The sequence below is a fragment of the Cellvibrio fibrivorans genome, assembly GCF_031457055.1.
Taxonomy (GTDB): Bacteria; Pseudomonadota; Gammaproteobacteria; order Pseudomonadales; family Cellvibrionaceae; genus Cellvibrio; species Cellvibrio fibrivorans.
On sequence record NZ_JAVDVX010000001.1, the window covers coordinates 34,319 to 58,120 of the forward strand.

Below are 23,802 nucleotides of genomic sequence, written 5' to 3' on the forward strand. Positions count from 1 at the left end.
GATACTTATTTAATGGTAAACCCTGTTTCTTTTAGCTTGCGCTGGGTTTCCTGTGCGCGGCTTTTTAAAGTTGTCGCCGGTTGGTAGCCCGCATCCAATTCCAGCACCGATTCTGCTTTGGCGATAGCGCAGGAATAATTTTTCTTAGCCATGCAGTTTTCGGCATCGACCATCAAGCGGCTGACTTTTCCGGCTAACGCACCTTCCTGCTCCTTGGCCGAAGCGATTTTTTGCTTCAGTGCGATGGCTTCGGCATGTGCTGGGTCCAACGCCAAAATGCGGTCAACTGAATTAACTGTACACGTATAATCCCTGGCGGTGAAACAACTGTTAGCCCGCGCCAAGGCATCATCTATCTCCGCCTGCTTTTGTGTCGCCGATTGCGCCTGCTGCGCGCGCGCCACACTTAACGCCTCATGAAAACTGACCACTTGCGAATTGTGCACACCGACTGCCTCGGCTTTTTGCAAATACACAGCCGCACACTCCAAATCCTGTTGTAGTAAACACCGCTGCGCCTCACCAATCAGTTCGCCGATTTTATCGTCTTGAAGACGCTGCTCTTGCGCTTGCTGGGCGGCCAACAATAACTGGCGCGCCACAGAATTATCGGGGGCAAGATTGGTCGCCACCAAACTCTGTTCAATTGCGCAGGCAAAATCCTGAGTTGCAAAACAGCTTTGCGCTTGTGTTATTTTTTCGGCGATGGTTGCCTGCACTTTTTGCTGCGCCTGATGCTGGCTAAAGCCAAACCAAGCCGCACCTGCAAGCGACACCAACGCCATCCCCACTGCGGCAGTCAACATCAAGGGGTTGCGACGGGGAAATAACTCATCGACAAATTGCGTAATGCTCGCAGTGCGCTCAGCTTTGGTGAGCGCGAGCGCATGACTCAAGGCTTTCCACTCACGCGCGCTGAGTTTATCCAAACGTTTAGGTACCAGTTTTTGCTGGTATGCCTCTAGTGCGGAACGATTATTGTAAGGATGGCGCCCAGCCAACATCTCATAAATCACACAGGCGAGCGCGTAGACATCATCGCTAAAGCCGAGCGGCTCATCTTTTACCATTTCGATAGTGGCATAGGCAGGCGTCAGCGCGCCCAATTGCCCAGCATCAAACTTGTGTTTTTGCGCCTCCTTCGAGGCTGCGCGGGCGATGCCAAAATCCAACACCTTGGCGCTACCGTCGGTGTTCACAAACACGTTGCCGGGTTTGAAATCCGCATGAATTAATTGGCGCTGGTGTGCATAAGCCAGGGCGGCACACAGGTCTTTAGCTATTTGCCACACTTGTTCTTTGGGCAAGCCCTTACTGCGCTGCGCTTTAATGAGTTGATCCAGCGGTTGCCCTTCGAGCAGCTCCATGGTCATGAACAGCGTGTCGCCTTCGCGATCAAAATCGTGCACCGTAACTATATTTGGATGTGCGAGCGTCTGGGATTTAGCCGTTTCCTGCTGCAGCGTTACAAACGCGTCGGGGTGATCTTTGAAATCCTGGTTGAGGATCTTGGTGGCGATATACGGATTGGGGTCTTCTGCTTCGACTTTGCGCAAATCTTTGGTCTTGTAGACGGTCCCCATACCGCCGTGCCCCAGCACATCTTCTAACAGGAAACGCTTTTTCAGCAGCCTGCCTTTACCACTTTGGGATTGCTTAACCAGTTCGCGGGCTTGCGCAAACCCGGTCGAGTGATTGTGTGGAGCACTGTATTGGGTGAATTGAGTGGCGTAAGCTGTATCGGCGACCGGCAACGAGGGTTCCGGGCGCCCCAGTGCAACGCGTGTTTCCCCCTCCTCAACCGAGGCCCTGAGGCTGGTCTTATTCGATTCTTCGTTGTCGGCCACGCAAAAATCCCCTGAGCTTTTGGCGTATTTATAACCACGAATACTAACACGGCCGCGGGTTTTACGGCATGTTGCTCCAAGCGGTAACATAGACGAATAAACAAGCGGGACAAAGTAGGCCTGCGCCCCGCCAAGTACCAACTCCAGTAAAAGATCGCAGTTTCTTCGGTTGACAAACGAATCGAACACGGCATAATGTCGCGTCCTTGAATCCCGACCCCTTTTCGACAGTTTTGTCCAGAATTTATCTATAGGAGCACTAAGGTGGCAAACTCACCCCAAGCCAAAAAACGCGCGCGTCAAAATGAAAAAGCTCGCAAGCACAACGCAAGCATGCGCTCTATGGGGCGTACTTACCTCAAGAAAGTGCTTGCCGCTATCCAAACTGGTGACAAGGCAGCAGCCCAAGCCGCTTATGTTTCAGCTGTTTCAGTGATCGATCGTATCGCTGACAAGGGCCTGATCCATAAGAACAAGGCAGCTCGTCACAAGAGCCGCTTGAACGCCAAGCTCAAGGCATTGGCAGCAGCCTAATTGCCTACTTGGTTTCAAGCGTGAAAAAGCCGGCTCAAGCCGGTTTTTTTATGCCCGCAATTTGGTCAAAGTGCTGCCTTAGGCACCACAAAGCATAACTTTAGCTCTATACACTGTCACAAAAACAGATTATCTTCGGCAGCAACTTTTGCCCGGAACCCTTTTCCGGCATTACAAAAAGAGAGCTGGGGTTGGGCGATATCACCAGCGAGCAACCACAACCAAGACGCGGCTGTTTGCAGTTAACGCCTCACCCCGAAGTGCACATACTAATAATGGAGATACTCTATGCTGCCGCGTGATCATTATCTGAAACAGACTTTTCAAGACACTGTTAACTTTCCTGATGGTTTTGAAAAAGGTGGGCTCTCGGATATTCAGGCACGTCTGATACGCAAACAAGGGGTGCTAGTTAATGCTCTGACAATGGATGAAGTCTCGGATCCAACACCGGATGACTTACACATTCTCAAAGTGATTGCCAATCAAAGCGCCCCCAAAAGCCCCATTGAGCAGGCCTGGACTAAATATCTCTCCATAGTTAAAGCGCGCCAAGCATCAGCACCAGCTAAATCCAGCAAAACCAAGGCAAAACCAAAACCAGCCGAACCCGCAGCGGCAGAACCTGCAGCTACCGATCCGGAAGCCAAACCCGCAAAGGCAAAAGCCGCCAAAAAAACCGCCAAAACAGAATAAATGCACACTCGCAAAACAAAAAAGCGCACTCGATTGTGCGCTTTTTAATTGTGCTGATTTTTTCGGGAGCAACACTGGCAATCTAGAGCGGAATCAATACCTGCACCGAATAGCTGCGCCCTGCTTGGATATTGTCAATACAGTTACCGCTGAGCAATTCACCTTCACAGCGAATTTCGGTCGCCGCAATATTTACCCGCTCAATCGACACATGAAACTCAGCACCACGAAATTGCCTCACTGCTTTTGCGCCCGGCCAACCTGATGGCAATTGCGGAGCAATTTGCAAACCCCTTTCACTACCCTGCAAACCAAACACGCCTTCAACCAAACAGCGATACACCCAGGAAACGGTTCCAGTATTGAACAATTGCGATGAACGACCTGCTGTGCGCGGATACTGATGATAAGCGCCGCGATAATAATTGGGGATATACACCGGCAATTGCCCACGCTGCAAATAATCCGCTTCTGTTGGACCAGGAATCATTTGGCGCAGCAACTTATAGGCGCGATCTTTTTCAGCAATGGTGAATAAACTGTAGATATAAAATATCGCTGCATGATTATAAACCGAGCCGTTTTCCGCCGAGCCGGGATGCTTTTGCGTAACACGGCCTACGTCATCACGCATCGCTGTATAAGCGGGTGCAAGCATAGTAACGCCGTAAGGCGTTTCCAATTGAGCTTCAACTGCAGCGATCATTTTTTTGCGCTGCTCTGCATTTGCCGCACCACCCAAAATGGCCCAGCTTTGCGGATTTAAAAAGATGCGCCCCTCTTTATCTTTACTGATGCCAAACACTACATCATCGTCGGTAATACCGCGCCCGAACCATTCGCCATCCCACAGATATTTATTCACTGCAGCATTCACTTCTTGGGCGCCCGCAATAAACTCTTGTTGCAGATCAGGTAGCGATTTTTTTGCGCAGACATCTGCCCACAAATTTAATGCATAGGCAGTAGCCACAGATAACCAACCGGAAACCCCTTTGCCCTTGTAACCCACCATATTCATTGGATCACACCAATCGCCCTGCGCAATAAAACTCAGGCCGCGATAATCGCGCGCTTGCAACAGCCAGCGCATAGCATTGGAAATACGCTCAAATACCGAAAGGGTTTTGCCATCGTGACCCGCCACCACTTCTTGCAGAATAGCGTAGTCATTGGTCTCGTCCAGATAGGTTTTTAAACATACTGGTAGCCATACACAGTGGTCGGTGTGGGGAATCTGGTTGATGTATTTCAGCTCCGCTCCTTCCGCCAACAAAATACCGTCCGGCATTGCGCCCGATTCTTCCTGTTGGCTTAACGCATGCAGAAATGCGGCGCGGGTAACTTCGGGCTTAATAAACGTCATGCCCATGTTATCTTGCAGATAATTGCGCGTTTGCGGGTCAGTGGTTAAGCGATTGACATCACCGTGATAAAACACCTGGCGCGGCAGCCAATTGTTTACAAAATTATTCAGCTCGGCATCCGGTGTCTCAATCTGTAAACAGCCACTGCCAGCGGCGATATAAGCTGCGTAATCCGCTTGTGCTTTGGCAAAACCCGATGCACTTAAATAGGTATCGCGCAGTTTTGAAATTTCTGCATCGTCAAACGCCGGGCCAAAAATAAATCGATAATCCTGCTGCGCCTGATCAGGCATTTCCAAGCGATACTGCAAAATTGCAGCAGGCGTTTCATAGCGCGCATCACCACAAGTCAGCACGTCAGCCCGCAAAGCCGTTGGATTATGCAAGCCACCCTCACCTTCAAATGTTTCCTGTTTTGCCTCCCAAGCAACCGGGTTAACTTCATGCAGGAAAAATGTTTTGTCTTTAAAGTTTTTATTTTTAAAGTAATCGGCAACTTTTTGATAAGGAGTAACGCAAGTAGCAACAATACCGCCCAGATCAGCGCGATACTCGGCCGATTGATTCATCCAGGACATATAGCCAACAGGGAAATAGGGGTAAATACTTAGCTTGCGCACACGACCGGAATTATTAATCACACGCAATTGCCACAACTCCACCACATCTTTTACTGGCAGTGACAACATTAACTCGGCGCGCACACCATCGCACTCAATCACCCATTGCAAATCGCTTTTGCCAACGGAAAAAGAATAATCGTCATAAGGCGCACGCACCGGCTCATAAGGCGCAGAAAAAATCTTACCCGTATCTTCATCTTTGATATAAAAAAAACGGCCCGGATGATGTGCGTAATATGGCTGCTCCGGCTGCATAAATGTTTTTGCTTCCAGATTTGGAGCATACGCATATTTGGCAGGTTCTGGCTGCATAAATTGTGCAACTGCATAACCGCGACAAGTTACCTGGATCATCATTTGCTGATTCCACAGGAACCCGGCAGCGCGCGGCATAGCTGTCGGAGTTAACAAATCATAGCGTTCACCAGCCTGGCTGGGGGTCAGTAAAGCGTTAGTCATGAGGGTATCCTATCGAAAACAAATAATAAGAGGGCCAAAAATAAAAAGCGCCGCAGCGCGGCGCTTGATTAAAGCTGTAAAAATCAGGTGTGACGCGCTTCAAGATCCTGTTGGATCGATTCAACTTTTGCATCACTCAGGTTATAAAACACCAGCGACAATGCAGTGAGTAAAGCAAATAATCCAGGCACAAGCGTTTGCATATAGATGATGCTGTCGAGCGATGCGCCCGCCTGCATCTGACCCGCTTGATAACCCATTACCGCGAGCACAGAGAGCATTAATGCGGAACCAATTGCACTGCCAATTTTTTGCGAGAAGGTCGTTGCAGCGAAAGTCATACCGGTCGCACGGCGACCATTTTTCCATTCATTGTAATCAGCGACATCGGCATACATCGCCCAGGTAATTGGCGGTTTAAAGCCCAGTGCAATACTGATCAAAATATTCAGCGCAAACATCCAGATAATTTCTTTCGGTAATTCTGCACTATCGCGCACACTGCCATCCGCCCCTGTACGTATCACACTGATGACCTGTCCTTTTGCATCAGCCAGATTCAAATTCGGCCCGGTTTCACCCAGAGGAACACGCACCTTAATAATCCAGAAAATTTTGTCGTGGCGCAGCCACTGATAGGTATCACCTTCGGCATGTGACTGCCCAAGCAGCGTGCCCGCATCAAGTTGAATCTCATTTGATGCAACATCCAACACACCATTGGATTGCGGTTTGGGAACAAATGTAAATGCAATCGATAATATCGCCACCACACAGAGCAACGACATCATCAATTTGCGCTTATCAATGTATTTAGTGACTGTTGACGCGAACATTGCACCGACCATCAAGCCCGCCATTTGCAAACCTATGTAATTGCCAAGCAAATCCGGGCGCTCGACGAAATAGCGAAAATAATAAGCCGCTGAACTTCCGCGCAGTGTCATAGTGATCATGAATACCAGTGCCAACACAAAAAGCACCAACCATGGGCGACAGGTGAATAAATCTTTAAGATCATTCAGCGGATTGGTTTTTTCCTGGGTTATCGATGGCTGGATTCGCTCGCGTGTAGTCAAAAAAGTCACGACAAATAAACAGCTAGCGATTATTGAATAAACCACCATAGTCAATTGCCAACCGCGCGCACTGTAACGATCACCATCACCAAAATACTCCGCTAATTCCGGCGTGGCTGCTCCGACAAAAATACTACTGAAATAAGCGAAGAAGAAACGCGTACTATTGAGTTTGTTACGTTCCTGTGTGTTAGCTGTTAACACTGCCGAAAGCGAGTTGTAAGGCATATTCAATACGGTATAACAGAGCATCAGCAAACTGTAAGTTGCATAAGCCCAAATCAGCTTGCCCGTCTCATCCAAATCGGGCGTACTCATGGTTAAAATGCCTGCCCCCATCATCGGCAGTGCACCCCAAAGCAAATAGGGGCGAAATTTACCCCAGCGAGTATTGGTGCGGTCCGCAATACCCCCCATGATCGGGTCGGTAATCGCATCAATAATTTTGGTAACGGTAATCATGGTCGCCGCTGCCGCAGCGCCAATACCAAATACATCCGTATAAAAAAATACCAGATAAGATCCGATAATTGCCCAGTAGAAATTAAAACCGGCATCACCCAATCCGTAACCGATGCGTTCACGCGAGGAGAGCTTGGCCAAACGATCACTATTGCGACTAGTCAAAAGAAAACCCCGTTATAGATTTATTATGTAATTGCAAAAAGAAACTACAAACGACTGGTCGAAGCGCGTTTTTTAATTTCGTAACCCATATCGACTTTCTTCGATTCGATTGGCTTTTCATTGAGCACACGAATAATCATTTCCGATGCTTTTACACCCATCTCATAACGGCCAACGGACACGCTGGTCAATGAAGGGTTCACATATTCAGCCGCTTCAATATCGTTAAAGCCACAAATGGCCATATCCTGCGGGACACGAATATTCATCCGCTGCGCTTCAAACAATGCGCCGAGTGCCAGGTCGTCGTTCACGCAAAACACCGCATCGACAACACCGTTCGTTGACGCCATCAGGCTCTTAAATAATTCACCGCCCACACCTATGGATGAAGGTTCAGGCGTGGTGACGATGTAGTTTTTCTCAAACTTACCCACCTGCTCCAATGCCAATTTGTAACCCTGCATACGCTGTTGCACACGCGGATCCATACGCGCGCCGATAAAACCAATGCGCTCGTACCCCTGCCCCAACAGATGCTTGACCACATCAAAACCGGCGCGACCATGGGCAAAACCGACATTCATATCGATAGGATCGGCAAGCAATTCCATGATCTGCACAATCGGGATACGCGCCTTGTGCAGGAAGTTCTGGCAGGCCTTGGTCTGATCGCCACCGGTAATGATCAATCCTTCGGGGGATTGGCTCAGCAGGGTGCGCACCATTTTTTCCTCTTCCAGCGGCGAGTAATGGGTGTCCACTAACAGCACCTTGTAGCCCGCCGCACCCATCACCTCATAAATACCGCGCAAGACCTCGGTAAACACGATGTTACTTAATGATGGAATGGCAACGCCTATCACCCGGGACTTGGATGAAGCCAGGGAACTGGCGTGCTGGTTGGGTATATAACCGAGCGAATCAATGGCTTTTTGGACTTGAATCCGCAGGGATTCCGAGACTTTTTCCGGCTGGTTGATCACCCGCGATACAGTGATTGCACTAACACCCGATGCATCGGCGACGTCAACCAGGGTAATTTTCTTATCTGAACTTCTTTTTTTTGCTGTTTTCATAGGCAATATCTGCACTTGGCTATTATTTTTTGCTAACATACCACAAGCGTAATGATTGCGCTATCATCAGCATGTATACTACCTTGCTGGTCATTAGGTGTACACGAGAAAACCTGCATATGCCGCACTTAACCGCCATCACCAATCCTGATGCCGATACCAACCTCATTATTGTGATGGGCGTTTCTGGTAGCGGTAAATCATCCTTGGCCAAAGCACTGGCTGATCACTATGGTTATGAGTACCTGGATGGCGATGATTTTCACAGCCAGGAAGCACGCGACCGCATGGCAAAAGGCCTGCCGTTGACCGACACCATGCGCCTACCTTGGGTCATCCGCATGCGTGATTACTTCCGCAATGCTGCGCGCAATCATCAGCATTCGACCTTGGCCTTCTCCGGGCTAAAACGCGCCCATCGCGACGAGCTGCGCAAAGCCGGGCTGAAAACGATTTTTCTGTTTCTGCACAGCGATAAAGACACCATCCAAACCCGCGTCAATAAACGCGCCGGTCATTTTATGGCGCCGAGTCTGGTCGACAGCCAATTCGAGAGCCTTGAAGACCCGCGCCATGAAGCCGATGTTTACACCATTGATGTGAACGCTCCGCTCGATCAAGTGCTGGCACTGGCGATTCACGTTGTTGACCGCGAGCTTCATCATCAGGCAGATGCACTGCTCGCCTGAGAAATCAGGCTTGGCATTAGGCGCCACACCAGCGAGAATGTGAACTCTTGAGCCGGATCTTGATCCAATGATCAACATCAACCACGGAGAATCACAGATGCCATATTCCAAAGTTATTCTTGTCAGTAGCCTGGTAGCAGTTGCCGCAACCCTCTCCGCCTGCGCAGGAAAAACCCAATACCGCAGCGCCTGCGATCAAGAACTCGAAGCCGCCTGGAGCGAATTATCTATCGCCAAAGCAGACGGTTTTAGCGGTACAGTCAGCTACACTAAAGCGTTGGGATTAATTACTTCAGCGCGCACCATGCAAACCGTAGAAAATTTTGACAACTGCTACAATCAAGCCAAAGATGCCCGCTTTTATATTCGCGAATCGCGTAAGGGGCAGTAACGATTATCTGCAACTAAAAATTCTTACCAAAAAAAGCTCGCACATTTGGCGAGCTTTTTTATTGGCGACGGTATATTTTTATTTAAGTACCAATCACACCGCCATCATCTTTCGTCACTAATACCGTCGTGGATCGTGGACGGGTTTTTCCATCGCTAGCAGGATAACTAATACCAGGGTGTTGGATATTCAACCACAAGCTTTTTCCATCCGGTGTCCCTGTCAAACCAGTAATTTCACAGCCACGCGGCCCCACTAAAAAACGTTTTACATTGCGCGACAAGGGATCAGCACAAAGCAGTTGATTACAACCCATCGGCTGATACACATCTTCTGCATCATCAAAATCGGTTTCAATCCACAGGCGACCATCCGCATCAAACCAAAGTCCATCGGGGCAGGAAAACAGATCGCCGCGAATATTGCCCTGTTGGTTTTCCGGCGCTGAGGATTGCGCCGAATTACCGGCAAGTAAAAAAATCTCCCAGGTAAATTCAGTCGCTGCAGGATTGGATTTTTTTTCCGCCCAGCGCAGGATTTGTCCATGATGATTTTCCTTGCGTACGTTTGCTGCATCGACTGGCTGATCCACTTTGATGCCGCGTTCAATATTATTAGTGAGCGTGACATAAAGCTCGCGTGTGTGCGGATCAACCGCAACCCACTCGGGACGATCCATCGGTGTTGCGCCGAGAATATCGGCTGCAGCACGGGCATTTATCACCACATCGGCCTGGCTCATAAAACCATTACGCGCCGTTAAGCCGCGCTCACCCCATATCAACGGTAGCCATTCGCCGCGACCATCGGCATGAAATACCGCAACGTACAAAGTCCCCTCATCCAATAAATCGGGTGTTGCTTTGGGGTTGTTTTTATCAAAACGCTGTTGAGCAACAAATTTATAAATATACTCGCCGCGCGTATCGTCACCCGAATAAATTGCTACCTCACCCTCATCGCCAATGACCACCGTTGCACATTCGCGTGCATAGCGGCCTAACGCGGTACGCTTTTGTGGCAATGAATCCGGATTAAAAGGATCAAACTCCACCACCCAACCAAAACGATTAGGTTCATTCACAAAACCCTTAAAATATTGTTTGTCGGTGGGTGTTGCATCAAAACGCGGATCAACCGTCTCCCAATAATATTTACTGCTATTTAACCCGTTGGAAATACCGTAGCGTTTATGGGATACGCGCTGCTGCCAATCGGCAGTGTTGCGATTCACAAAATAATTATTCCAGTTCTCTTCGCAAATTAAATAGGTGCCCCAAGGGGTTTTTCCCATAGAGCAATTATTTAAGGTGCCCAGCACGCGTGTACCAGTTGGATCCTGCGCCGTTTTTAAATGTTCCGATCCAGCGGCCGGGCCCGTAATGCCCATTGGCGTATTAGCAGTCAACCGGCGATTGAACGAAGAATTTTTTACTCTCTGCCAAAGATTTTTCTGGTCACGCTTAATTTCAATCACGCTTACACCGTGCGCCGCCTGCTCTTTTAATACCTCATGTTCCGGGCGACGGATAACACCTTGAGCATCACGCGTTTCTGTGGGGCCATTGGGATGCAAAGTCGGATTAGTGTATTCGTGGTTGATTACCAGTAACCCGTGATCGTTCGGTGCATCGGTAAAGGGAAAATAAGCCATACCATCGTGATTTTGCCCTGCCTGCAATTGCTGCTCCTGCCAGCTATTGCTCGCATCAGCCTTCCAGGGCACAGCGCCAGTCACCACTTCATCACCCCATGAAAAAAACGCGCGCGCAGTGTAGCCATCGGCGACCAGAACACGGTCAAAATCCTGCGCGTGCTGAAGCGGTACTGAGGTGAATCCAATTTTTGGCGATACATTTTTTAATCCAACGGATGGCGATGCATTTTTATTGGTTGCTGCACAGCCCGATAAATGTCCACCCAAAAATCCTCCCAGCGCCAAACCCAATCCACCTTTCAATAAATTGCGACGGCTGGCGATAACCTCTGACAACCAGGGATTGTTGGACGGATTTACCGGAATATCATCGATATCCACCACCGGCATTTCATTTTTATTACTCATTGGCCATCACCATTATTCGAGTGCTAATACTGTGCGAATTTTTTCCCAGCTCACATATTTAAAATTCTGCGGCGCTTCCGGCATCACTTTATGACCATCCTGCACCACCAACATGCCTTCGCCAAAAGCACCACCGAGATTGGCATGGGTAACTTCAAGGCCGTCCGTTTCCGACACACCATCAATGCCACGCCCTGCATCCAGATCCACTCTAATCACACCGCGCGTTTTATAGGGCGCTGTTGCATCCAGAATCACATAGCTGTTGTTGCCTTGACTGGATACTACAAGATAGTTTTTATTCTTACCTTGATAGATGCCCATGCCTTCCACATCGGCAACCAACACATCACCGGCACGCAATACCAATTCCACTTGTGTGCCCGCGTTTGGCTCAGCGCCAATTGTCCACACAGCTTCGTCTTCTTCACCGACAAATAAGCGCTGATTTTTATCGTCAGCTACACAACCTTCCGGTTGGCTCTTTACAAAAAAACTGCGTACTTTCTTTCCTTGCCAGACATGAGAATTTCTATCTTTTTGATCAATCACAGCACTTAATTGAATTTGCTGAAACTCACCGCTTTTTCCGTTGGGAATCGCATAGGTAACTCCACTGCCATTTTGATACAAACAAAATCCATAAATTTCTTCAAGATCCGTTGCAACACTGCCAGAGAAACGTAATTTACCGTTTTTAGGATCAATCGTGTAAATCGCCAAACTGTTATCATCGCGATTGGTAGCAACGGCAATATCGACAACTTTTTTACCAAATTGCACTCCATAACGGACATCCACATTATTTAATTTGCCCGTATTGAAATGCTGTACTTCACGACCTTGCATGTCGTACACAAATAATCCCTGTTGCTTATTAGTACCAATCACCAGACTTTTTTGCGAGCGTTTTTTATTGACCCAAATTGCGGGGTCATCAGCCGCATCGCCAAAACGCGCCATAACCTGGGTTTGCACATCGGGTGTGATGCTCACTATGGTGTGTGGTGATTTTTTTTGCGGCACTGAGTCCCAAGGCAAGAATAAAAAATGATTCCCGGTTTTTTCATCGCCGACTACCAGTGCAAGTGAATTTTTGTCAGCAACACCGACAACTGCTTTAACTACTTCCGGCTCATCGGTATTGGGGAGATCGACTAACTGCTGCTGTTTGAATTTACTTTTATTGGTGCTGTAGAGCGCAAGTTGTTTTTCTTCTGCCACCGCAGCAACCAAACCTTGTGGAATTATCGCCAAGGATTCCACACTGCCGGATAAGGAACCGAAAGGTTTTTGCAAATCTACCGCGACACGACCGGGAGCAGATTCTTCTGATGCACCTTGCGCCCAGATACCAATGCCTTCTTCTGCGACAAACAATAAATCCTGTTCATCATCGACCGCGCAGGACTTGCAGTTGGGCGCGATAGGTAAACGGCGCAGCAGTTTTGCATTCGCCGTGCCTTTTGCATCTACGACCAACCAGTGCTCAGCCGTGCCGCGCTCATCCAATAAATATAGAGAAAGATGACCATTTACGCGGCTTAGGCACAGGTTTTCAATTTTAAATTCTGGCGTGGGGAGTCGCAGCAATTCGCGCAGCTTTCCCGATTCAGGATCAAGCGCAACCAGCCCCGGTTGTTGTTCCGGCAAAAATACCGTTGCCGCAACCAATTCGGACGATATTATTTTTCCAGTTTGTAATTGCACCGGATAACGCCAATCCAACAGCTCTGCCGGCAGTTTGAGTTGCGCGAGAGATTTACCGCTGGCATCGCGCCAGTGAATGTCATCGCCCAGCGCCAGAAAAGTAGATTGGTGTTGCAGCAAGGTGGGCAGAGGCGCGATCAACCCGTCTTTTAATGATGGTGGCAGACTAGCATCTGCAATAACTGACGAACATAAACCTGTAAACAAACAGGCAAGCAAGGATTTACGCAAACTGATCATAATCAAGACCTTTTTTATAAAATGGCTCCAGCAGGAGCCATTCAGACTACAAATGCACACTTAATCAAAACTTAAAACTGCATAAAAGTAATGCCGAGTTTGTAAGTGGCACCGTAGCTTTCGTATTGCGCATTGTATTGGGTATCTTTCACGTAGGAATAATAAACTTCATCGGTCAAGTTCAGCGCTTCAAAATGCAGCTTGATAGATTCGGTCAAATAATAACGCAGTGAAAAATCCAGCTGCATTTGATCATCGACATAAGCATCATAATCCACTTCCATCGGCTCTAACACTTCCAACAAATAATTGGATTTATAATTAGCTGACAAACGCATGCTGATTTTGTCCGACTCATAACCGATCATAAAGTTAGCTGAAGTATCGGATTGGCTGGGCATGGGAATATCGCGCGCAACAAACTCACCATCGTCATAACCGCCAATTTCTGCAGTCGAATCAACAAAGGTCGCGTTACCACCAATCAGCAAACCATCCCAAGGCGATGGCAAGCTGGTGAATTGTTTGGATGCAGCCAATTCAAGCCCCAGAATATCCGCTTTATCGCCATTGACAAAGGTTACCGCTTTATCAAAATCTTCGTAGCCCGCTGTGCCGCCCAAATCGGTTTGATAAACAAAATTATCGATAGCTTTGTAAAACGCAAACGCGGAAATAACGCTGGCTACACCAGGGTAATGTTCAATACCAAAATCGATATTGCTGGATTCCAGCGATTTCAAATCCGGGTTGCCGAATTCCGCTTCAATATCGCCATCGTCTTCTTCAATTAAACGACCGGGTGATAGCTGTGCAAAACCGGGGCGCACCACTGAATTAGTCCAGGCTGCACGTACTTGAGTTTTATCGCTAATGCTATAGCGGATATGCAATGCTGGTAAAAAATAGTCATCGGAATTTTCAAAGGATTGTGCATTTAATTCGTCAGCATCACCATCATAAGAATTACCCTGCGCGGTGAAATCGGTATTTTCATAACGCACGCCAGTCAGGATACGCCAGTCATTAATATCCACGCGCCCCATCACATAAGCGGCACTGGTATCTTCAGTAATCAGATAATCACCGATACTGCTTTCCACTTCGTCTTCTTCAGCATCTTCGATGGCGGATTTCACCTGTGCGGCATTAATGGTGCTGCCAAACTGACCCAGTTGATAATCCACTTCACTGGCAGAAAATTCGGTGAGCGACGTATCGCCAGTAAAATCTTCGGCAATCCAGATATCAACATTATTGTCTTTTTCACGCTCAGCGTGTTTGACACCGAACTTCAATTGCGCTGAATTACCTGCTAATTCGAGATCGCGCGTAAAATCCATATTGATCGCAGTGCTCTCATCATTGGTGTTGGTGCTACCCAATTCCACTTCGTCCAATTTATAGCTGGCGGATTGATAATATTCAGCCGGAGCGGAAATCAATATCTTGCCAGTATTGGTGTAGGAAAGATCGAAAGCTTCATCGGCAATAACATCGTCATCTATTTTAAATACGGCGCCAGCGACGTTTTGCGGTTCATCTTCACTGGATTTGCTGTAGGCCACACGATAATCTACAGTCCACTTATCCAAACGGGTTTGACCGCCCAAAGAAGTCGAGAGAATTTTTTGTGTTTCCGTGCGATCTTTTAATTCGCGCTGAACTTCAGCCGAACCTACTTCACCTTCGGCAAGCGCATCTTCAAACTCAATGACATTCGCCAAGCGAATTTCTGAATCGGTGTATTCACTGTAAAGGTTGCGCCAATACAAATCCGTATCATCACTTGGCTTGTAATCCAGATTTAAGGTCACACCTGAGCGTTCGCGGGTAATGCGATAATCGCGCTGTTCCATTTCTTCCAGGCGCGCTTCGCCATCTTCAAAATCCCATGCACCGCCAGTCTCGACGTTATCGGAACCGAATTCACGTTTGAATGAACTTACACCAAATGCAACACCGAGATTATTGTCGTCGCCACCGAGGCTAAATTGGTTACTTGCAGTGGCTGCTACTTTCGGGCTTGTCTCTTCGGTATTTTCATCGTAACTGCCTTCTGCAGTGAGCTGATAAAAGAAACCATCGCGATCAAATGCTGAAAGGCTTTGCACATCAATACTGCCACCGAGTGAATTGGCATCCATATCCGGCGTTAAACTTTTAGTAACAGTTAAATTTTCTAACAAATCCGATGGGATTACATCCAATGCAACTGCGCGGCGATCCGCATCCGGACCCGGCACGCCCACACCATTAATAGTCACTGCATTGTAATCCGGCCCCATTCCGCGTACGCGCACATAGCGGCCTTCGCCTTGATCGCGTTCAATCGATAAGCCCGGTAAACGCTGCAGAGATTCGGAAACGTTTGTATCGGGAAATTGGCCAATCGCATCCGCTGATACCGCAGTGAGAATATTGTCGGCGCTGCGCTGTTTATTCAGCGATTTGTTAATGCCTGCCGCTTGCCCAATCACGATGACATTTTCAACCAGACCGGATACACCCACTAATTGAAAATTTTCGCGTGTGGTTTGTTGATCCTGTACAACCACCGAACGCTTAATATCATCCGCACCGATATAACTGGTGACCAAAGTGTAATTACCCGCCTTCACATCCAAAAACACAAAACGCCCATCGCGTTGACTTACTGCTTCGCGATTTAATTCCAGGATACGAATTTTTGCTCCCTGTAATGCAATACCTTGCTCAGTAGCTTTAATTTGCCCTTCTATACGGCCGTCAGCCAGAACAGTCCCGGCAAGGCCAGCAACCACTACCGCCAACGCCGTCTTAACAAAATTTTTGTTTTTGGATATGGATACAGTTTTTTTCACAGTGTGCTCCCCGATCTTTTTTAAAAGACTCGATAGTTAAAACGCCAAGAGATTTAGACGACGCCAAACTAGGGGGAATAAATGACACTTCTGTGACGAGCAGGCTCTGCAGCCAACAAATAGGCTGAGCTGATTTGCCTCCCTGCAACTAAGCGAGCGTTTTTTTTCAGACAAAACCAACATTCATAAAACTGTCATATTGATCTGTTATCGGTGCAGCACTTTTATCCCAATGGGTTGCGAGCCGTTATGTTGAAACACCATAAATGGAAACTGTTTTTTGTCGGCATGGGCGCCAATGTGGCCCTGATCGCCAGCCTTGCCGTTGCCGACGTAAAAGTATTGGCCGAGATAAATTGGCTTGACGTACTCAGTGAGGGCGGAGCCGCGATGCTCGCGCTGGTATGGTTGGGATTGATTTTGCATAGTCGCCCGGCCGGACGCGTCACGCAATATTTAAGTTTGGGATTAAGCGGAATTTTTTTGGCAGGCTTTCAGGATCTACTTGATGAATTTATTCGTTTCCCTGAGGCGGCTCGATGGGATCATTGGATAGAATCGGGCTGTATGCCATTTGGTTTGGTGTTACTTACACTCGGTATTTACCACTGGCACAAAGAACAGCTCAGTATTAATGAACAATTGCGTAAGCGTGAACGATTGTTTCGCGAACACCGCAGCCTGGATTTCACTACCAACTTAAGCGGTGCCGATTATTTACGTAAGCAACTACTACAGGCGCTGCCGGAGCATCGCAACACTGAACAATCACTCGCACTCTTGTTTATTGACGTGGATAATTTTCGCGCAATCAATCGCCGCTACGGCCATCAGCAGGGCGATCACCTACTACAGTCGTTGAGCGAATTGATTTTATTGAATATTCGCCGCAATGATGTGCTGTGCCGATATGCGGGCGACCGCTTTGCATTGATATTACCCAACACAGGACGTGCAGGCGCAGAAAAAATCGCAGGCGAAATTTCTGCTGCAGTGCAGCATTTTGCCTACAAACCCCAGAATCAGGATGAAAGCCTGTTTCATTCAGTTAGCTTAGGGATTGCACTTACCAGTACCGATACTACAACACGCGACTCGGCAGAAACCTTGATTGAGCGCGCCAATCTGGCGCTGCTACATGCCAAAGAAAAACATCATGCCACTTTGCAGCGCGCGGCTTGATGAACAGCATGAATAATACTGCTGATGAATGTATTGCAGAGGTGAGTAGTTGCTATCATCCTACGCCCTACTTTGAAATAGATACGCCGTTTATTCCGGCGCATGAATGGCCACTCATGCTGATCGATATGGCGCTCAGCCGTGGTGTAGAAGAATATAAATTACTGCGTAACACTGGCATTTTTCGCGAAGATATTCCGAGCAAAAATCTGCAGCTATCACCGCAACAGTGTTTCCAATTAATCCACAATATCCAAAAACAGCATCACCATCAGGAGCTGGGTTTTTTATTGGGACACAGTCTTTTTTCCTCACTGGAAACTACTGCAACTAGGGCTTTGAATAGGGCCACCAATTTGCAGGCGGCAATTGATATTCTCGTTGATCAACAAACACAGCTGATGCCGCTGCTACAGTTACGCACCTGTTATGAACAGGAACACTTGGTGATTTACTGGCAAGACGCCTGTGGTGCAGAAACTACGCTGATTTTTCTTGTGGAAATGATATCTACCGCACTCAGTTCACTCACGCGTTGGCATTGTGATGAAAATATCCCTTGGCAGTTTTATGTTACCCACAGCAAACCTGCTTATATTGAACAATACGAGGTCCATCTACACAACAAAGTGCAATTCTCCAGCCACGCGAATGCGATGTCGATTGCGCGCGACTATTTATACATCCCCTGGAAAAATAATTGCGCAGCTACACCAACTGATGCATTACCAATTACTCATCCGAACCTACAATCAATGCCCTTTCATCGCGGATTTTTAAGCGAGCTATATAATTACCTGCATAGCAACATCCACCACAATCCGAGCCTCGATAAAACCGCAGCCGCCTTTGGCATGAGCAGCGCCAGCCTCAAACGCAAACTGAAAAAACACCATAGCCATTTTCAGGAACAATACGATCTGGTGCGCAAAGATCTTGCGCTCTATTGGTTGCATCAAGCAGGCTGGAGTAAAGACCAAGTGGCACAAGCACTTCACTTCTACGACGTTGCCAATTTGCGCCGCGCATTTAAAAAATGGACCGGTGGCCTATCGGCCAGCCGCTAACCTGACAACCTATCGAAAACAACAAAAATCCTTCACGAATGGCAAATCCCGGCATTCGGTCTATGATCAAAAGTGGTAGTTGATATCCCCTCATGCCCTTGAATGGTTGAGGGCAACAACAAACTCCCCTCTTGACGCTTACAAATCCTTTCAAAAAAGATCTTTACAATGACAGACCAAAAACAATGCCGCCCCACGGGCTGTGAAGAATGCACCAATGGTGAAGGCCTGGATTTTGAATTCACCATGGCATTCCAACCCATAGTAAACGCGCACACTCGCAGCATATATGCGCACGAAGCACTCGTGCGTGGATTAAACAACGAAGGCGCCGGAACGATTTTTGCGCATGTAAATGATGCTAATCGCTATCGCTTTGATCAGGCCTGCCGCACTACGGCCATCAAGCTAGCCGCTGAATTAGGTATGCAATCGCTGCTCAGTATTAACTTTATGCCTAATGCAGTTTATCGCCCTGAATTGTGTATTCGCACCACGCTTGCGGCGGCAGAAAAATACGGCTTTCCTATCGAGCAAATTATTTTTGAAATCACGGAAAGTGAAAAAGTTGATGACCTTGCGCACCTGCGTAATATTGTTGATTACTATCGCCAACGCGGCTTTAAAACCGCCATTGATGATTTTGGTGCAGGCTATGCAGGTTTGAATCTGCTTGCTGAAATTCAAACCGATATTATGAAACTGGATATGGCCTTGCTGCGCGATATCGATAAACGCCGCTCAAGCCAAATTATCGTGCGCGGCATCATTCAAGTGTGTAACGAACTGGGAATGACGGTTGTAGCAGAAGGTATAGAGACATACGAAGAATTTGCCGCGTTGCAAGATATGGGCGTTGAATTGTTCCAGGGATATTATTTTGCGCGCCCTGCGTTTCAATCACTCGCTACAATAACGGAAGAGTGTTTTTTGGCGAGATAGATTCCTCACATCATAGCAGCCAATGTCGATCACTTAATTAGTGCTTGCGCGCTGAAAATACTGATTCGGTGTCACTCCAAAATTGCGTTTGAACATAGCCGAAAATGCGCTAGGGCTGGCGTAGCCGAGAAAGCCTGCAATGCGCGCAATGCTCTCGCCGCGCCCTAAACGGCAGAGCGCTTCGGCGAGTTGGACTTGCTGCACCCACTGGTGATATTTCAAACCAGTTTCTTTGGGAAATAACCGGATAAGCGTGCGTGTACTTGCACCCGCCATAGCGGCGAGATCATCAATAGTGTGGCTGACGCCGGGTGAGTTCATTACGAATTGGCAAACGGTTTGTAAGCGTCGATCCTGAGGCCAGGGAATTTCCACCGCTTGGGTTGCAGCGCGATTAATCTCCATCAAAATTAACGCCACCAGATGTTCGCCGCGACCCGGAATAGGATATTCCGCCGGCTCCTGCAGCAACCCCAAAATCAATTCGCGCAGCAAACCCGAGACCGAAATCGCGCGGCATTCTGTACCGAGCGAGAGCGGAACATCGGCGCTCACATAAAGCGTGCGCATTTGCAGATCGCTCATCATAAATGAATGATGCTCAACGTTCGGCGGCACCCAGAGCGCGCGGTGCGAAGGAATTGTCCACACACTATTCGGCGTTAACACCCGCATTACCCCTTCAACGGCATAGAGCAACTGCGCACGCGGATGGGTGTGCGGGGGAATTTCATCTCCATTTTTGTAATGCCCACCCCACGCCACAATCGGGCGCGGTACATGTTGCAACTCTTCCGGACTGCGCGGCAGAAGTTTATTCATAACGGCTCCAAATAAGCGTTGACCAAATTGTCACTTATTCGACAGTTTATGTCATATCTGCTTTTTTCGTCATTTTATACTGTGCGACTGCATTTACTGTTTACGCCCCGCCCCGGAGATACCCACAGCCATGAGCAAGATGGAACCCATTCCAAACCAAACTCTCACGCCCACCGAATTTGATCCCACCAAAACGATTTTGCCGGTCGTGGGTGCGGTGAGTTTTGTGCACTTGCTGAATGATTTAATCCAGGCAATTTTGCCCTCGATCTACCCCATGCTGAAAACCAATTACGAGTTGAGTTTTACGCAGATCGGGATGATCACCCTCGCCTTTCAAATGACCGCCTCACTCCTGCAACCAGGCATTGGGCTCTATACCGACAAACATCCCAAACCCTATTTATTGCCAACCGGAATGCTATTTACCTTGTGCGGATTAGTGATGCTGGCGCTCGCCGATAGTTTTACCTGGCTGTTAATTGCATCGGCCATGATTGGTTTGGGTTCATCAACATTCCACCCGGAAGCATCGCGCGTTGCGCGCATGGCATCGGGCGGACGTTTTGGCTTCGCGCAATCCTTTTTCCAAGTCGGCGGCAACGCGGGTTCTGCGTTCGGCCCGCTGTTGGCAGCGGCGATTATTCTTCCGCAGGGGCAAGGCGCGATTGGTTGGTTCACGCTCTTTGCGATTCTCGGTTTCAGCGTTTTATTTGGCGTAAGCCGCTGGACAATCCGTTCACGCGCATCACTTAAAAGCGTCAAAAAACATCCACATTTTGCACACTTAACTCGCAAGCAAGTCATAGGTGCACTCGTGATATTAGCGCTGCTGGTATTCTCCAAATACATTTACATGGCAGCCTTTACTAACTACTACACCTTTTATTTGATCGAAAAATTTTCAACCTCAGTCGCTAATGCGCAATTGTTTTTATTTTTGTTTCTCGCTGCCGTTGCCATAGGGACATTTGCGGGAGGCCCGATTGGCGATAAGGTGGGGCGCAAAGCAGTAATCTGGATTTCTATTCTCGGTGCCGCACCTTTTACGCTGCTATTTCCCTACTGCAATTTGTTTTGGACAGCAGTATTGTCGGTCGTGATTGGCTTGGTTTTATCGTCGGCATTTTCGGCGATTGTGGTGCTCGCACAGGAATTGGTGCCCAGTAAAATCGGTATGATTTCCGGTGTGTTTTTTGGCTTGATGTTTGGGATTAGCGGTATAGCGGCGGCAGGATTGGGCGCGATTGCTGATGCGACTTCGATTGAAAATATGTTTAATTACTGCGCGTTTTTGCCATTACTGGGCATCATCACAATTTTATTGCCTGCGATGAAACGGGATTAATGGTATTGTGTGTGTAATTGGCAGGATTGATGGGTAATTGAATAAACAGACTGCATTGTAAAAAAACAAAGGCGGCAATTGCCGCCTTTGCTGAATCCAACTTTAACGGTTTAAATAACAATCAAAAATCAGATATTGATTTGCGTTTACGACGCACAACGAAAAATAAAGCCGAGGACAACAACAATAAGACCAGACTGCTTGGCTCGGAAACGCTAGAAGAGGTGCCGCTAACAAACATTCTATATCTACCCTGACTACTCACTGATGAGTCCCACGTTAACAACGAAGAGTTATTTAGCGATAGCACTTCGCCTTTGGGGTTAGATACCTGATAGGGCTGAATAAGAGTTAAGGCAGAATGACCATTGGCGCCAAACAGGCCAGAGCCAAAAATCAAACCGTAAACCCCAGCTTCAAGCTCCACATCAACAGATGCGAAAGTATTTGCTGAATTTAATGGATTGAATGTGGTGTATGCCAATACGTTACTCAAACCTGTCAATGTACCAGTTGGCAAGCCGAACTGATCCAACTCAACAATTGCCCCAAAGATGCTGCCAGATGAGCCATCAAAGTTGCGAAAGTGGCCTCCTATGGCATCAATTTTCGTTTTCCCCGTTAGACTAAAAGTAGTGCCTATAAATTGATCTTTAGCGATAGATGATCCGCAGCAGACAGTTGAATCAAATGGTCCTGTTCCTGTTTCAAAGATAATGCCTGCGTTAGCATTAGAGGCCAGAATAACGGTTGTAAAAAACAAAGTAATTAGCGATTTCATTTCCTTTTTTCCTTTCCTGAAATTGGACATAAAGTTTATACGGCCGAATACCAGCCGACGGCATTGTACTGCATACCTTTCGCATTACACCAAGAGATTCAAAACAAAACACACCGAATTAGCGCTTAAAACACGCCCGCCTGGCGATATAGTTGGGTGTAAAGCGTAGATCTGGATATCTATTCTCGGCGCAGCTCCCTTCACTTTATTATTTCCCTACTGTAATTTGTTTTGGACAGCAGTATTGTCGGTCGTGATTGGTTTGGTTTTATCGTCGGCATTTTCGGCGATTGTGGTGCTCGCACAGGAATTGGTGCCCAGTAAAATCGGTATGATTTCCGGTGTGTTTTTTGGCTTGATGTTTGGGATTAGCGGTATAGCGGCGGCAGGATTGGGCGCGATTGCTGATGCGACTTCGATTGAAAATATGTTTAATTACTGCGCGTTTTTTGCCATTACTGGGCATCATCACAATTTTATTGCCTGCGATGAAACGGGATTAGATATTTGCAACAAATAAACTGCTAGGGCTGGCTTGAGTGACCAGCCCTCTGCATATTACTGATCGGGCTTTTTAAATATAGAGGAGATAAACGGGGGTTCGCTAAAAAGTGTTCGCAAACCTATACCTGATTCAATCCAGAATTTTCTGTTTCACCAAGGCCACTTGTTGTGGTTTTTTCAGCACCCTTATCGAACTTTCCATTTTTCAAAAAGAATATTGCCTGATTAATAGCTCTCGCGTCCTTCATAATAAATGGATGACTGACCGGAATCGTAATGTGATCAGCCATACCTTCAAGCTTTGTATTTTCAACGGAAACTTTTCCATCATCAGGGTTAGGCAGCATAGTAGATAGAATTAAGTTAATACTTTTTGTTCCTGCAATTATACCCACCTCAAAATCAGCGCACCCTAATTTAAAGGGCACCGACTCTATATCGGTTCCCAGTTGCATTCCTGCTGGCCCATTTATTAATTTATAACCAGGAACGTTTTTCAGTTTATCTGCCACTTGACTTCCTTTATTTGGTGGACCAAGCATTACAGTTCGTCCAAGATTTTCAATCGAATGAGTGCTTAAATATTGCCTCAAGACTATTCCACCTAATGAATGAGTAATGAAATTAATTTTCTCATCAGATTTGCATTTACTCAATGCAGCCGGAATTTCCTCCGCAGCGAGAACCTGAATAGTATTTTTTCTAGAGGCGTAATCATGATTGACTATAGAATAACCTTCGCTGGACAAGGCACTTTCCATTTTATTCATTGAATCACTGCTACGTGCCAGCCCATGAAGCAAGATTACACATTCACTTGCGTGAATATGCGAATTAAACATGACTAAAAAACAAAATATTATTTTACGCATAGAATATCGATAAGTAATTATTGGCTAACGTTTAA

General features: G+C 47.4%; 19 protein-coding genes. 9 read left to right on the plus strand and 10 right to left on the minus strand.

Annotated elements, in window-relative coordinates; translation table 11 throughout:
• Positions 1-5 precede the first annotated feature (5 nt).
• The gene (locus J2X05_RS00185; protein WP_310067150.1) at positions 6-1,847 is read right to left on the minus strand and encodes a serine/threonine-protein kinase; all 1,842 of its coding nucleotides are present in this window, start codon (positions 1,845-1,847) and stop codon (positions 6-8) included.
• A gap of 264 nt (positions 1,848-2,111) precedes the next feature.
• On the opposite strand from J2X05_RS00185, the gene rpsT reads away from it, so the two are divergent.
• Together rpsT and maoP are read left to right on the plus strand one after the other, a co-directional pair.
• Positions 2,112-2,381 (plus strand): 30S ribosomal protein S20, encoded by a 270-nt coding sequence (rpsT, locus tag J2X05_RS00190; protein WP_310067153.1) that lies wholly within the window; start codon positions 2,112-2,114, stop codon positions 2,379-2,381.
• 288 nt (positions 2,382-2,669) lie between these two features.
• Positions 2,670-3,077: a DUF413 domain-containing protein gene (gene maoP / locus J2X05_RS00195; RefSeq protein WP_310067157.1), complete on the plus strand. Its 408-nt coding sequence runs from the start codon at positions 2,670-2,672 to the stop codon at positions 3,075-3,077.
• 82 nt (positions 3,078-3,159) lie between these two features.
• Here the strand turns inward: maoP and J2X05_RS00200 are convergent, their stop codons facing one another.
• The 3 genes from J2X05_RS00200 to gntR form a co-directional block, all read right to left on the minus strand.
• Positions 3,160-5,526 (minus strand): GH36-type glycosyl hydrolase domain-containing protein, encoded by a 2,367-nt coding sequence (locus J2X05_RS00200; protein WP_310067159.1) that lies wholly within the window; start codon positions 5,524-5,526, stop codon positions 3,160-3,162.
• Between the two features lie 83 nt (positions 5,527-5,609).
• Complete coding sequence (locus tag J2X05_RS00205) at positions 5,610-7,232, minus strand: MFS transporter (protein ID WP_310067160.1); 1,623 nt, start codon at positions 7,230-7,232, stop codon at positions 5,610-5,612.
• Between the two features lie 44 nt (positions 7,233-7,276).
• Entirely contained in the window at positions 7,277-8,311 is a 1,035-nt protein-coding gene (gene gntR, locus J2X05_RS00210; protein ID WP_310067163.1) for an HTH-type transcriptional regulator GntR, read from the minus strand.
• A 119-nt stretch (positions 8,312-8,430) separates the two neighbouring features.
• Here gntR and J2X05_RS00215 point away from each other — a divergent pair, with 119 nt between their 5' ends.
• Together J2X05_RS00215 and J2X05_RS00220 are read left to right on the plus strand one after the other, a co-directional pair.
• Entirely contained in the window at positions 8,431-9,000 is a 570-nt protein-coding gene (locus J2X05_RS00215; protein ID WP_310067165.1) for a gluconokinase, read from the plus strand.
• A gap of 97 nt (positions 9,001-9,097) precedes the next feature.
• On the plus strand, positions 9,098-9,391 hold the full coding sequence (locus J2X05_RS00220; RefSeq protein WP_310067166.1) for a hypothetical protein: 294 nt from the start codon (positions 9,098-9,100) through the stop codon (positions 9,389-9,391).
• 82 nt (positions 9,392-9,473) lie between these two features.
• Here J2X05_RS00220 and J2X05_RS00225 read toward each other — a convergent pair whose 3' ends face one another.
• From J2X05_RS00225 to J2X05_RS00235, 3 genes are all read right to left on the minus strand, one after another.
• Positions 9,474-11,456, minus strand: a complete 1,983-nt coding sequence (locus tag J2X05_RS00225; RefSeq protein WP_310067168.1) for a PhoX family protein — start codon at positions 11,454-11,456, stop codon at positions 9,474-9,476.
• Positions 11,457-11,468: 12 nt separating this feature from the next.
• Complete coding sequence (locus J2X05_RS00230) at positions 11,469-13,406, minus strand: phytase (protein ID WP_310067171.1); 1,938 nt, start codon at positions 13,404-13,406, stop codon at positions 11,469-11,471.
• Between the two features lie 71 nt (positions 13,407-13,477).
• Positions 13,478-16,249 (minus strand): TonB-dependent receptor, encoded by a 2,772-nt coding sequence (locus J2X05_RS00235; protein WP_310067173.1) that lies wholly within the window; start codon positions 16,247-16,249, stop codon positions 13,478-13,480.
• Between the two features lie 249 nt (positions 16,250-16,498).
• Here J2X05_RS00235 and J2X05_RS00240 point away from each other — a divergent pair, with 249 nt between their 5' ends.
• From J2X05_RS00240 to J2X05_RS00250, 3 genes are all read left to right on the plus strand, one after another.
• Entirely contained in the window at positions 16,499-17,431 is a 933-nt protein-coding gene (locus tag J2X05_RS00240) for a GGDEF domain-containing protein (protein ID WP_310067176.1), read from the plus strand.
• A gap of 8 nt (positions 17,432-17,439) precedes the next feature.
• On the plus strand, positions 17,440-18,498 hold the full coding sequence (locus J2X05_RS00245; protein ID WP_310067179.1) for an AraC family transcriptional regulator: 1,059 nt from the start codon (positions 17,440-17,442) through the stop codon (positions 18,496-18,498).
• Positions 18,499-18,666: 168 nt separating this feature from the next.
• Positions 18,667-19,440 (plus strand): EAL domain-containing protein, encoded by a 774-nt coding sequence (locus tag J2X05_RS00250; RefSeq protein ID WP_310067181.1) that lies wholly within the window; start codon positions 18,667-18,669, stop codon positions 19,438-19,440.
• Positions 19,441-19,473: 33 nt separating this feature from the next.
• Here J2X05_RS00250 and J2X05_RS00255 read toward each other — a convergent pair whose 3' ends face one another.
• The gene (locus J2X05_RS00255; RefSeq protein ID WP_310067183.1) at positions 19,474-20,262 is read right to left on the minus strand and encodes an AraC family transcriptional regulator; all 789 of its coding nucleotides are present in this window, start codon (positions 20,260-20,262) and stop codon (positions 19,474-19,476) included.
• Between the two features lie 130 nt (positions 20,263-20,392).
• On the opposite strand from J2X05_RS00255, the gene J2X05_RS00260 reads away from it, so the two are divergent.
• Positions 20,393-21,610, plus strand: coding sequence for an MFS transporter (locus J2X05_RS00260; protein ID WP_310067186.1), 1,218 nt, complete (start codon positions 20,393-20,395; stop codon positions 21,608-21,610).
• 121 nt (positions 21,611-21,731) lie between these two features.
• Here the strand turns inward: J2X05_RS00260 and J2X05_RS00265 are convergent, their stop codons facing one another.
• A complete protein-coding gene (locus tag J2X05_RS00265) occupies positions 21,732-22,391 on the minus strand; it encodes a PEP-CTERM sorting domain-containing protein (RefSeq protein ID WP_310067189.1) in 660 nt (219 codons plus the stop codon).
• A 244-nt stretch (positions 22,392-22,635) separates the two neighbouring features.
• Between J2X05_RS00265 and J2X05_RS00270 the strand changes: the two genes are divergently transcribed.
• The gene (locus tag J2X05_RS00270; protein ID WP_374725238.1) at positions 22,636-22,911 is read left to right on the plus strand and encodes a hypothetical protein; all 276 of its coding nucleotides are present in this window, start codon (positions 22,636-22,638) and stop codon (positions 22,909-22,911) included.
• A 103-nt stretch (positions 22,912-23,014) separates the two neighbouring features.
• Here J2X05_RS00270 and J2X05_RS00275 read toward each other — a convergent pair whose 3' ends face one another.
• Complete coding sequence (locus tag J2X05_RS00275; RefSeq protein WP_310067190.1) at positions 23,015-23,767, minus strand: esterase/lipase family protein; 753 nt, start codon at positions 23,765-23,767, stop codon at positions 23,015-23,017.
• Positions 23,768-23,802 lie beyond the last annotated feature (35 nt).